The organism is uncultured Streptococcus sp. (assembly GCF_963516515.1).
Classification (GTDB): domain Bacteria; phylum Bacillota; class Bacilli; order Lactobacillales; family Streptococcaceae; genus Streptococcus.
Genome location: NZ_CAUQCJ010000044.1, coordinates 1 through 12561, shown reverse-complemented (window position 1 = coordinate 12561; position 12561 = coordinate 1). Strand labels below are relative to the sequence as shown.

The 12561-nt window shown below is 42.8% G+C and carries 13 protein-coding genes and 1 pseudogene; all 14 read right to left on the bottom strand.

The window, feature by feature from the left end:
* Positions 1-940 (bottom strand): YSIRK-type signal peptide-containing protein (locus RYL77_RS07980; protein ID WP_315010899.1); only part of this gene is annotated, 940 nt, incomplete at its 3' end.
* Positions 941-942: 2 nt separating this feature from the next.
* Complete coding sequence (locus RYL77_RS07975; RefSeq protein ID WP_315010898.1) at positions 943-1506, bottom strand: TIGR01440 family protein; 564 nt, start codon at positions 1504-1506, stop codon at positions 943-945.
* Positions 1507-1620: 114 nt separating this feature from the next.
* On the bottom strand, positions 1621-3312 hold the full coding sequence (locus tag RYL77_RS07970; RefSeq protein WP_315010897.1) for a sensor histidine kinase: 1692 nt from the start codon (positions 3310-3312) through the stop codon (positions 1621-1623).
* A complete protein-coding gene (locus tag RYL77_RS07965; protein ID WP_102210648.1) occupies positions 3309-4046 on the bottom strand; it encodes a response regulator in 738 nt (245 codons plus the stop codon). The genes RYL77_RS07970 and RYL77_RS07965 overlap by 4 nt, the downstream gene beginning before the upstream one ends.
* Before the next feature lie 70 nt (positions 4047-4116).
* Positions 4117-5229: a peptide-methionine (R)-S-oxide reductase MsrB gene (gene msrB, locus RYL77_RS07960; RefSeq protein WP_315010896.1), complete on the bottom strand. Its 1113-nt coding sequence runs from the start codon at positions 5227-5229 to the stop codon at positions 4117-4119.
* 9 nt (positions 5230-5238) lie between these two features.
* Positions 5239-5802, bottom strand: a complete 564-nt coding sequence (locus RYL77_RS07955) for a redoxin family protein (protein WP_315010895.1) — start codon at positions 5800-5802, stop codon at positions 5239-5241.
* A gap of 13 nt (positions 5803-5815) precedes the next feature.
* Positions 5816-6526 carry a thiol-disulfide oxidoreductase-associated membrane protein CcdA2 gene (gene ccdA2 / locus RYL77_RS07950; protein WP_315010894.1) on the bottom strand — a complete coding sequence of 237 codons (711 nt, stop codon included), beginning with the start codon at positions 6524-6526 and terminating at the stop codon, positions 5816-5818.
* Positions 6527-6847: 321 nt separating this feature from the next.
* Positions 6848-7216 (bottom strand): annotated as a pseudogene (locus RYL77_RS07945) (hypothetical protein); the annotation flags it as partial.
* A gap of 7 nt (positions 7217-7223) precedes the next feature.
* Positions 7224-8126 carry an Rpn family recombination-promoting nuclease/putative transposase gene (locus tag RYL77_RS07940; protein WP_315010893.1) on the bottom strand — a complete coding sequence of 301 codons (903 nt, stop codon included), beginning with the start codon at positions 8124-8126 and terminating at the stop codon, positions 7224-7226.
* A gap of 144 nt (positions 8127-8270) precedes the next feature.
* Positions 8271-8819, bottom strand: a complete 549-nt coding sequence (locus tag RYL77_RS07935; RefSeq protein ID WP_315010892.1) for a GNAT family N-acetyltransferase — start codon at positions 8817-8819, stop codon at positions 8271-8273.
* A 585-nt stretch (positions 8820-9404) separates the two neighbouring features.
* Positions 9405-10229 (bottom strand): ammonia-dependent NAD(+) synthetase, encoded by an 825-nt coding sequence (gene nadE / locus RYL77_RS07930; RefSeq protein WP_315010891.1) that lies wholly within the window; start codon positions 10227-10229, stop codon positions 9405-9407.
* Positions 10226-11686, bottom strand: coding sequence for a nicotinate phosphoribosyltransferase (locus RYL77_RS07925; protein ID WP_315010890.1), 1461 nt, complete (start codon positions 11684-11686; stop codon positions 10226-10228). Before RYL77_RS07925 ends, nadE begins: the two co-directional genes overlap by 4 nt.
* 115 nt (positions 11687-11801) lie before the next feature.
* Positions 11802-12290: a DUF6773 family protein gene (locus RYL77_RS07920; RefSeq protein WP_315010889.1), complete on the bottom strand. Its 489-nt coding sequence runs from the start codon at positions 12288-12290 to the stop codon at positions 11802-11804.
* Complete coding sequence (locus RYL77_RS07915; RefSeq protein WP_001107500.1) at positions 12280-12489, bottom strand: helix-turn-helix transcriptional regulator; 210 nt, start codon at positions 12487-12489, stop codon at positions 12280-12282. Before RYL77_RS07915 ends, RYL77_RS07920 begins: the two co-directional genes overlap by 11 nt.
* Positions 12490-12561: the final 72 nt, after the last annotated feature.

Here is a 12561-nt window from a genome sequence, read left to right as displayed (position 1 = left end):
GTAATGTTGGTTGCGTTAGAGCCTGACCTGCTTTGCCTTCCTCTTGAGTGCCTTTAAACTCTACTGTAGCCTCTGGCAATTCGGGGTGTGTTAAGGATTGACCTGCTTTGCCTTCCTCTTGGGTTCCTTTAGACTCTACTCTAGCCTCTGGTAATGTTGGTTGCGTTAGAGCCTGACCTGCTTTGCCTTCCTCTTGAGTGCCTTTGGATATAAGCTCATTTGTATAAGCTGGTGCTTCTGGTTGAACTAGAGATTCAGCCTTTGTAGCAACTTCAGATTTTTCAATTCCTGTTGGAATTTGCTTTTCTACTGGTAACTGAGGCTTCTCAGCTGAAGCTCGTTTTGATGGATGAAGCTCTGCTTCCTTGAAGTAGCCAATGTACTCATAACCATCAATATGGATAATCCCTTCAGCCAAGCCTTCATGGGTAGAGGCCGAAATAGTTTGGTTGTAAGAAAGCAATTCTTTATTTTCAAACGCAAATGTTCCATAAGGTACAAAAGTGCTGGCTCCTAAAGAACTAATCAAGAGAACACCTAAAACCTCTTTACGACCTTTTTTGGACACCAAAAAGACTGCTAGAGAAGCCGTTGCCAAGCCAAGACCTGCTAATGCAAGTTCCTTACTTCCTGTGTATGGAAGTTGTTGACTGTTAGTTGCCTTCTTACGATAAACTACATAAAGAATATCATCATCTTGAAATTCTGTAGGAACCTCATGATGAATCAGGGCTTTTTCAGACTCGGTCAATTCCTGCTCCGCCAAATAACGGTAATGAACGCTTTGAGTACCACCAACTTCATTGGCTTGAACCTTATCTACTGAAAGGGGACTAGCACCAAAAAGGAAGGCCCCGATGGCTACAGGACCTACCCCAACAGTTAGCTTACGAATCGAATATTTGGTGATTTTTTCTAGTTGCTGTTTTGTTTTTCTCATTTTCACGACTTTCTAATAGAATCTTGCGGATAGTGCGCACGCGCACCTCCAATTAATTTTGGACGGCTAGCAAGCGCCGTTACATGGGCATGCCCAATTTCTCTCAAAAGAGGGCGAATCGGAACCTGAACATGCTTGACATGCATACCAATTGCAGTGTCTCCGATATCCAATCCAGCATGAGCCTTGATAAATTCAACCTCAACTGGATCCTGCATAAACTTGAAGGCTGCCAATTGACCCGAACCTCCTGCATGAAGAGTAGGAAGGACACTGACCATTTCCAGACCAAACTGCTCTGCAACCTGACGTTCAACAACGAGAGCCCGATTGACATGTTCACAGCCTTGAACAGCTAGATGAATTCCTTTTTCCTCTAGGATATCTAGGATGGTCTTCACAATGATTTCGCCAATTTCTTGGCTGGATTCCTTCCCAATCTGACCACCTATCACTTCACTAGAAGAAAGGCCCAAAACAAAGATAGATCCCTGCTTCAAATCGGCCTTTTCCAGTACATCTTCTACAATCTGGCTTGTTTCTCTTTGAATGTCTTTTTCCTTCATACTTGATACCTCTTTTGTCATTATCTATCATATCGTTTTTTCTTGTTTTTAGCAAGATAGACAAACTAGAAAGCTTTCTCAATTACGCATAAAACTCCCAGAATTGACCGGGAGTTAGCTAGTTTCTATTCTATTTATGTATATTTCAACCGTCGTTCCTTTGTCGGGTGCAGAATCAATCTTCATCTGATAATCTTCTCCAAAATGAAGTTTGAACCGTTGATCAACATTTTGCAGACCAACTCCCCCACGTTTGAGCTGACTTTGACTACTATCGCTAGCATCTTGGAAACCAACGCCGTCATCCTCAATGCGGATGACTAGTCCTGAATCCTTTTTCTGAACGGAAACTTTAATATGTCCCTGTCCTTCCTTCTCCTTGATGCCATGGTAAAGAGAATTCTCTACAAGGGGTTGTAGGACCAGCTTGGGCAAGACTAGCTTATCAAAGGCAGGATTCTCCTCAATCTCATATTCCAGCTTATCTCCATAACGTTGTTTCTGGATAAAGAGATACTGGCGAACATGGTTGATTTCGTCAGTGAGGCAAATCAAATCCTTACCTTGATTGAGCGCTAGGCGGAAATAGGTTGCCAAGGACTTGGTCACCTGAACCACTCGCTGACTATCCTGAAATTCAGCCATCCAGATAATAGTGTCCAAGGTGTTGTAGAGGAAATGGGGGTTAATCTGGCTCGACAAGGCTTGAAGTTCATACTGACGAGTCGTTTCTTCCTGCTTGCGCACATCTGCCATGAGCTGATCAATCTGATCCAACATAGCATTGAACTGGCGAATCACCTCTCTCAGTTCATAAGCACCCGCTTCCTTGGCACGAAGATTCTGATTACCAGAAGCAATTGCCAGCATGGTTTCTCTCAAATCCTTCAAAGGAGCAATCCAGCGTTTGAGACTAAACCACACCAAGCAGAGACAGGCAAGAAGAGATGTGACATTAGCCCCAAGCAAGGTCCACAAGAGCTGACTCCGAACCTGGTCTAACTTCTCCAATGAAGATACGCCAAGAACCGTCCAATCAGTTCCTGCAATCTTTTCCTGACTGACGTAGGATTTGTGGTCAAGGGTATATCCCTGACCTGTCTCAATATAGGGTTTCATAGCCTCCATTTCGCTAGCTGAGCTATAAACTGTGTGTTGAGGATGGTAGACAAATTCATGGTTTTCATTGATGATAAAGGCAAAACCCTGCTGACCCAACTGGAGTTGATGGAGATAGGCTTCCAGAGTTTCGTAGGAAATGTCCAAACGAAGCACACCTAGATTGGCTCCCTTTTCATCAACAAGTTCTTGAGTGACAGAAATGACCCATTGACTATCTGATTTACGAGCTGGTGTCAAAACTGGCATGGCTCCCTGATGAATGGCCTTTTGGTACCAATCCTCAGCCATCATATATGAGGAGGTTTTCATTTGCACACTGTCATCTGTAGAAATGACCTGACCGGATTTAGTCACCAGAACTACTGTTTTCAAGTCCTGGTCTGCCTTTAAGATGGTCAAAAACAGATCTCGGATTCCCTCGACCTTGTCTTGACTGGGATTCTCCGCATAGGATAGGACTTCCGTCTGCTGGGTCAAACTGGTCGAGGTGGTTTCTAATTTTTTGATATAAGACTGAATAAAGTGGCTAGTCTGGCTGATAGTCGTTTGGCTATTGCCCTCAATAGTGGCCTCAATGGCTGAAGAACTAGATTGATAGTAGAAAGTCCCAACCAGAGCAAGGAGAATGAGAAAGACCAGAAAGATGGAAATAACCATTCTGACTAGGAGAGAAGAACGCTTCATCGACCTTCCCCCTTCTTAAACTGACGAGGCGTCACACCTGCAATCTGCTTAAAGCGTTGGGTAAAATAGTTCATATCTTCAAAACCAACCTTTTCGGCTATCTCATAAATCTTTAAATCTGTGGTCAGAAGCAAGAGCTTGGCTTGTTTGACACGTTCTCGCACCAAATAATCCTGAAAAGGCAGACCCAACTCTTTCTTAATCAAAGAACTCAGATAAGTCGGACTAAAACCTAAGTCACTGGCCAAAGACTTTAAACTAAATTGGCTGTCATCAAGATGAGACTGGATCTTCTGGGCCATGTTTCCTTCAAACTTATCGATCAATAAATCTTGTAACCGCTCTTCTTTCTCTTCCTTATCCAACTTTTGCTTGATTTTCCCCAACATTTCCTCAATATCCTGACGAGAAAAGGGCTTGAGCAGGTAGTCATCCACACCTAGTTTGACAGCAGACAAGGCATAATCAAAATCATCGTAGCCTGTCAAAAAAACTAGATGCACCTGAGGATAGGTTTCTCGGACCAGACTGGCCAACTGGATGCCATTTAGCTGAGGCATGTTGATATCGGTTAGAATAATATCTGGCACCTGCTTTTGTATCAATTCCCAAGCCTGCCTTCCATTTTCAGCTTGACCGATGATTTCCATATCGTAGGCTGCTACATTGACCAGCTTGGTCAAGCCTTGTCTTACCAGATATTCATCTTCTACGATTAAGATTCTATATGTCATGCTTCTCTCCTTTGTCACTTACTAGTATCAGTATAGCAAAATTCTCCTCTAACTGCTTAGGAAAGCCCTCTTAATCAACATAATCTAGTAAATAGGCATAGCCTTTTTCTTCCATTTGGTCTTTGGGAATAAAGCGGATAGAGAGACTATTAATACAGTAGCGCAAGCCACCCTTGTCCTGTGGGCCGTCCGTAAAGACATGGCCAAGGTGAGAATCTCCAACTCGGCTTCGCACTTCCATGCGTGTCATATTGTAAGACTTATCTTCCTTGTAGGTGGCAACATCTGGACTGATGGGTTGGGTGAAACTAGGCCAGCCACAACCAGACTCAAACTTGTCCTTTGATGAAAAGAGGGGTTCGCCAGTTGCCACATCCACATAGATACCAGATTCAAATTTATCCCAGTAGCGGTTTGAGAAAGCCCGTTCTGTTTGATTTTTCTGGGTAACTGCATACTCCTCAGGTGACAGGGTCTTTTTCAATTCTTCATCACTTGGTTTGGGATATTTGCTGGCATCAATAACGGGATAGGCTGCCTGATTGACATTGATATGGCAGTAGCCATTTGGATTTTTCTTGAGATAGTCTTGGTGATAGTCCTCAGCCACCACAAAATTCTTCAAGGGCTCCTTTTCAACTGCCAGAGGTTGATCGTATTTCTTAGCCACCTCATCAAAGACTTGGTCGATTATCTCCAAATCCTTGTCATCTGTGTAATAAACACCAGTACGATACTGGGTCCCCACATCATTTCCTTGTTTATTTTTGCTGGTTGGATTGATAATGCGGAAGTAATGAAGCAGGATTTCTTTGAGGGAAATTTGCTTGGCATCATAGGTAACATGGACAGTCTCCGCATGTCCTGTTTGGTTAATCAATTCGTACTTGGTTGTTTCTCCTCTACCGTTCGCATAGCCTGAAACGGCATCTGTCACTCCAGGAACGCGTGAGAAATATTCCTCCACTCCCCAGAAACATCCCCCAGCTAGATAAATTTCGTGCAAGTCTGCGTCTTTACTAATTTCTGTTTTTTTCACTGTTTTTCCTCCTTGGCTAACTGCCGCTTTCTCAATTTGCGAGCTATCTGTCTGCCCTGCATTTCGCATCAATAGAAAATAGAAACCGCTTATGGCTAGGAAAAAGATCCCTGCCAAGACAAACAATTTTACTTTATCGTTCATGACCTTTCTCTACCCCATTTCTTTCAATTCTTTTAAAATCATATCCTTATCCATAAAACCTGGTTGCGTTTTGACCAGATTGCCTTCCTTGTCTATAAAGGCTTGAGTTGGGTAAGAACGGACACCATAACTTTCCAAAAGTTTGCCTGATGGATCAACTAGAACTGGGAAATTTTTATAATCCAAGCCCTTGTACCAGTTCTTAAAGTCAGCTTCCGCTTGTTCTCCCTTGTGGCCAGGAGATACCACTGTCAAGACCACGTAGTCGTCTCCAGCATCCTTAGCGATTTCATCCGTATCTGGAAGGCTGGCTAGACAGATGGAACACCAAGAAGCCCAGAATTTGAGATAGACTTTCTTGCCCTTGTAATCAGACAAGCGGTAGGTCTTGCCATCTACTCCCGTCAGTTCGAAATCAGCAACCGCCTGACCTTTAGTCGCAGTTTGCGAACTAACTTGTTCTGTTTTTGTTTGCTCCTTCATAGTAGATTCGTCTGACATATTTTTAGCCGAACAGGCTGCCAAGCAACAGATTGAGCCTACTCCAAGGAGACATGTTTGCCATTTTTTCATTTCTTCTTCCTTTCTATTCAAATAATGTAGTCAAAATGGAAGCATTTCCCAAAAGCACCAAGATTCCCATCACGATAATGAGGAAACCACCTACTTTTTTGAGGGTTCCGAGGTAGGGATGAAGTTTTCGGAAATGTTTCAAAACATAGCTGGAGGCAAGAGCTAGAACCAAAAATGGTAGTGCCAAACCCAGCGTGTAAACCAACATGAGACCAGCTCCCTGCCAAGCACCTGAGCCACCTGAAGCCGCCAAGGCCAAAACAGAGCCAAGAACCGGTCCCACACAAGGCGTCCAAGCAAAACTAAAGGTCAAGCCCAATAAAAATGCCTGACTATAGCCCTTACCCTTTTGCCCCTGTCTCTTTAATTGTAGCCTTCTTTCCTTGTAGAGTCCCTGCAAATGTAAGACTTCCATCTGGTGCAAGCCCAAGAGAATGATAACCGCACCCGTCACATACTGAAACCAAGAAGCATACAGCAAATTGCCTAAAAAACCAGCTCCATAGCCTAGTAAGATAAAAACAAAGGAAATCCCCGCTATAAAAGCCAAAGTTCGCAATAAACTAACAAGTGAGATTGAATATTTTCCACTAGAAGCCTGAGCACCATCTTTGTCATCCAACAAGACCCCTGCATAGACCGGTAACAAGGGTAAGATACAAGGAGAAAAGAAGGAAAGAATTCCAGCAAGAAAAACACTGATAAAAAAGATTATATTATCCATTGCCTTCCTCCATTCTTTGATTTGATAGGTCTATTATAGCCCCAAAACTCCAGAAAAAACAGGGACAATGATAGGGAAAAATAGGAATTTAATCAGGTTATACTTCAAAGAAATCAAAAAAGCATGAGTAAAAGGGTAAGCTATCTTAGGTTTTAGAGCCAACATCTAGTAAACTAAAAAAACAGATTCTTCCATCTATCACGGAAAAAATCTGTCATCGATTTACTGATTTACAAAAACTCCAATTACAGTTTACGAACCTTATCTTTGCTGGTTTCTCTGTATTTTTTTAGTTCCAAAAATGCCATTATTGTGAAGTTCTTACAATAGTGCCTCAAACTCAGCGACGGTCATGCCTAATTGCTCACTAGCAAATTCGGAAGTTAAAACATGTTGGCGAACCATATCTAGGAAGGCCAAAAGTTTTCCTTCTTCCCTTCCTTCAACTTTCCCACGCTCTAAACCTTTCTCCTCAGCTTGTTCCAAGGCATAGTCCTGTGCTAACAAGGCTTGTTCTTCGCACATACGTAGTTGACTAAACATCGTCCTATCCTCCTCGGACCAGTTCTTGTAGTCCAGCAGTTGGTCTGCTTGGCTGATGGCTCGTTCTGGTTGCTGGGTAAAGGGCTTGTTACCGAAAAACTCCAACCACGGCTTGCGAACCTTATCTTTGCTGGTTTCTCTGTATTTTTAGGTCTTATTTGTGATGCTCTTTCAATAGTTCTTCAAACTCAGAGACAGTCATACCTAATTGCTGACTTGCAACCTCAGCAGTTAAAAGACCTTGGCGGACTAGATCTACTAACATAGTGAAACTTCCTTCAACTTTCCCACGCTCCAAGCCTTTTTCTTCAGCTTGTTCCAAGGCATAGTCGTGTGCTAATAATGCTTGTTCTTCGCGTCTGCGCTGTTCACTAAACATTTTCCTGTCCTCCTCGGACCAGCTCTTGTAGTCTAGCAGTTGATCTGCCTGGCTGATGGCTCGCTCGGGGCGCTGGGTAAAGGGCTTGTTCCCAAAAAACTCCAACCATGGCTTGCGAACCTCGTCTTTGCTGGTTTCTCTGTATTTTTTTAATTCTAAGAACGCCATCTTGACCAGATGGTTTTCTTGTCCATTGTTTGTGATAGTTAAAACCTCACCTGTCGTATCCTCTCGCATGCTAAAGCTGTGAAAGGCTAAATCATCTTGGAAATAATTACTATCTACAATAGCGATAGCATATACTGGTGCGATGTGTTTATAACTCTGATGAGTATCACCTTCACGTTGGCGAATTTTTTCTAGATTTTGATTAACCTGACTGCAAAGGTAAGCCCACAGGCGATTGATAAAAAAATTCTGATGATGTACTTGTATTTCGATAATAACTTGCGTTCCATTGTCCAACTCCGCCAAGACATCTATGCTAGTGTAGAAATCCTGTGCCGAGTACGGCAAGGAAGGTAGTACATGAATATTGCTCCCCTCCAAAATGGTTACATTTTTGGCTGGTAAATCCAACATATCGCGAATAAATTGACAAGTGATTTCTGGATTGCTAAAAATCTTCTTAGCAACTAAATCATTGGTCGGGCTGATGCCCGGATGACGTACAGTCATACTTCCTCTCCTTTCATTATAGCACATTTTTAAATCTATGTTTACTAGATTCTCTGCTACTACTTATTTATTCGGAAAAGAGAGGATAAATGAAACAGTAAATAAAAAATGAGGACAGCGGATAAGCAATAAATTTTAAACTTATCAGTCCTCCCTACTTATCTGGTAATAAATAAGATCCGAAAGATAGCCCTTTCTCTCCACACCATTGGTAATAGTCTTTAGATAGGACATTCCAGCCTTCTCCATGACACGACCTGAAGCTGGATTGAGACTGGCATATCGTGCTCTGACATTTTGAAAACCTGCTTGAGTAAAACAGAAGTCCAACACAGCTTTTAAGGCCTCTGTCATCATACCATGACCCCAGTATTTCTTTCCTAGCACATAGCCAATTTCACAACTTAAATCTTTCTCGTGAATTTCAACGATACTAATATCTCCTATCACTTGCTCAGGGTTTTCTTTGAGGCAAATGGCCCATTTGTAATAGTTGGGATTAGCATAGGAAGCAACCCAATTTAGAATGGAGTTCCGAGTCACCTCGACATCAGGATGGGGATCCCAAGTGACGTAGGTTAGATTCTCAGCAGACGAAGCCCAATTTTGAAACATGGCTTCCGCATCACTCTCCACAAATCTTCTCAAGATTAAACGTTCTGTCTGTAACATTTGCGTACCAATAGATTTCATGGTGCTACCTCACTTTCTAATAGATGATTCTCTGTTCAATCGCCATTGAAATTTGTTTTGCTTTCGAATCTCAAGGTAATAAGCTAAAAAGGTCCACTGGACCTTCCTCGTTTTTTTATTTCTAGACTCGGGGTAAAAAGACTAAACTCAGTAACAGCTAGGAAATAAGTGTTTTTTCTACTCCCTTGACGCAGTCGCTGTCTGGTTTGAAATACGCTTTACCAAGCTTTTTCAAACCTAGTCATCGTTGCGGGGGTGAGACGACGAAATCGAACTCTTCGAGTTACCGGACCTACTCTCACTTTTTTATTTCAAGGTGAGAGGCTGAAAACCTCCACTGGAGGTTCCTCATTTTCTTATTTCTAAACTCGGGGTAAAAAGACTAAGCTCAGTAACAGCTAGAAAACGAGTTTTCATCTAATCTCTTGACGCAGTCGCTGTCTGGTTTGAAATACGCTTTACCAAGCTTTTTCAAACCTAGTCATCGTTGCGGGGGTGAGACGACGAAATCGAACTCTTCGAGTTACCGAATCTGCCTCGTTTTCCTATTTTTAAACTCGGGCTGAAAACCTCCACTGGAGGTTTTCACTCCCAAAAGTCATCAAATACGGTGATTGGTAGGTGGCGTTTGTGTTGGCCTTTATGCCACCAGTTTTCGATTGTTACTTGGGCTTCTGGGCTGATTGTTTTGCCTTCTAGGTAGTCATCAATTTCTTCATAGGTAACTCCAAGTGCAACTTCATCAGCTAGACCAGGTTTGTCTTCTTCTAGGTCTGCTGTTGGGATTTTTTCATAAAGGGCTGGGTCTGCACCAAGTTCCTGCAAGAGTTGTTTTCCTTGACGTTTATTGAGGCGGAAAAGGGGTAAAATATCTGCACCACCGTCACCAAACTTGGTAAAGAAACCTGTGATATTTTCCGCAGCATGGTCTGTTCCAATGACCGCTCCGCTATGGGCACCAGCAAGGGCATATTGGGCAATCATACGGCAACGTGCCTTGATATTTCCCTTGTTGAAATCTGAAACAGGACTACCTGTCGCTTCAACTGCTACTGTCATTACGTCAGCTGATTCCTTTATATTAACTACCAAGCTGACATCTGGTCGGATAAAGGCTAGAGCTTTTTGAGCATCTGCTTCATCAGCTTGCACTCCGTATGGCAGGCGGACAGCGATAAATTTGTAGCTGTCATCTCCAGTTTCTGCTCGCAGTTCTTCCATAGCCAGTTGGGCCAAGCGACCTGCCAAGGTTGAGTCCTGACCTCCAGAAATCCCTAGTACAAAGGTTTTTAGGAAGGGATGTTTTTTCAGGTATCTCTTTAAGAAATCAATGGAACGACGAATTTCTTCCTGGGCATCAATCACTGGTTTCACGCCCAGTTCTTGTATAATTGTTTCTTGCAAACTCATTCTTCTTCTCCTTCACCAAGGGCTTCCTTGCGCATTTTGTCAATCAAGTCCATCTTGTCTTGCCATACATCACGCGCCAAATCCACTGGATAATGCTGCGGATTGAGCACGCGCTTGTACTCATCCCAAAGCTTGTCAAATTCCTTACGAGCATAATCCTGAATCTCAGTCAAGCTAGGCAGGTTGTAAATCAATTTTCCGTCCTTGAAGATATCCACTAAGAGAGGAACAGCGTCAAAATTACGAACCGTCTTCTTGATGTAGGTGTAGGTCGGATGGAACATCTTGATTTCTGTCATGTCACTCACATCCACACCATCATAAGTAATGTAGTCGCCTTCTGACTTGCCTTTTTCACGACTGGTAATGCGCCACACCTGCTTCTTACCTGGCGTAGACACTTTTTCCGCATTATTAGACAGCTTGATGGTATTGCGCATGTTACCATTTTCATCTTCAATGGCCACAATCTTATAAACTGCACCAAGAGCTGGCTGGTCATAGGCTGTAATCAGCTTGGTACCCACACCCCAGACATCAATCTTGGCCTTTTGCATCTTGAGGTTGAGGATGGTATTTTCATCCAAATCATTAGAAGCATAAATCTTAGCCTCTGTAAATCCAGCCTCGTCCAGTTGCTGACGAACTTTCTTGGAAATGTAGGCAATATCCCCAGAATCAATCCGAACACCCATAAAGTTAATCTGGTCTCCTAGCTCACGCGCCACCTGAATGGCCGCTGGTACACCGATACGAAGGGTGTCATAGGTATCCACAAGAAAAACGCAATTTTTGTGGGTTGCAGCGTAAGCCTTGAAAGCCTCATAGTCGTTACCATAAACCTGCACCAAGGAATGGGCATGGGTCCCCAAGACAGGAATATCAAAGAGTTTACCAGCACGCACGTTGCTAGTTCCATTGGCACCACCAATCACCGCTGCGCGTGTTCCCCAGATAGCCGCATCCATTTCTTGCGCCCGACGTGTCCCAAACTCCATCAGAGGTTCATCTTCGATGACCGAACGAATACGAGCTGCCTTAGTAGCCACCAAGGTCTGGTAGTTGACGATGTTCAAAAGGGCCGTTTCAACCAACTGACATTGGGCTAGAGGGCCTTCTACCTGCACAATAGGCTCGTTAGCAAAAACCAAGTCCCCTTCTTGGGCAGAACGAACGGTCAACTCCAACTTGAAATTGCGGAGGTAGTCCAAGAATACCCCATGATAGCCAAGCGACTCCAAATAGGCAATATCACTATCTGAAAAACGCAAGTCTTCAAGATAGCTCACAATTCTTTCCAAACCAGCAAAAACCGCATAGCCGTTCTTAAAAGGCTGTTGGCGGAAATAAACCTCAAAGACCGCCTTTTTATTGTGAATCCCTTGGTCAAAGTAAACCTGCATCATGTTGATCTGGTACAAGTCCGTGTGCAATGTCAAACTATCATCTGGATACATACTTTTCCTACTTCCTTAACTAGAAACCCATAAAAATTTTCAAGAACTTTCATGTATTCCAATAAATTAGTACTATTATATCACATTTTAGCTGGATTGAGAAAAGAGTAACAAGCTATTCACCACTCTCCAGTTCATCCATGTCTTGCTCAAATTTTTTCTGAGCCCATTCGCCATAGCTCTTCAGACCGAGATTGCCGATAAAGACCCAGGGAAGGTAAATGACATAAGTAATGGCCCAAGCGGACAGGTATTTAGCATTCAAAGGATTGTGCTGATAAATTTCTATGTTGAATTGATAATTCTGCAACATCAAGAGAGTTGTAATAGCCAATGTTAAGAAAAAACAACCCAAAATCGTAAAATGAAAACGACTATAGTAGGTCACTCCCAGATAACGGGCACGATTGAAAAAGAAGAAAATTCCTACTATCAGAGTATAGACTAGAAAATTCGGATTAAAAATAGAGGGAGCTAACACAGCCACCAAATAGCTTAGAAGCACAAGCCCAATGAAGAGGGTAAAGGATTCTGCACCAGCTTTATTGATTAGTTGTTCTTCTCTTTCGTCAAGTAATTGATAATGAATGAATTTATTTACCATCTTCTTCCTCCCAAAATAATTGGTCTAGGGTTTTCCCTAAACATCTGCAAATGGACTGGCAGAGTGAGAGACTAGGATTGTATTTTCCCGCCTCTATCAAACCAATAGTCTGGCGCGTCACCCCCACAGCCTCTGCCAGTTGACCTTGTGTTAAATCAAGCTCCACACGAGCTAATTTTAATTTTAAATTTTTAGCCACCTGCGTCCTCCTTATAATTTTAATACTCATCTACTCTTAAAAAATCCAAAACTAACACAAGCTGTCAGCTAT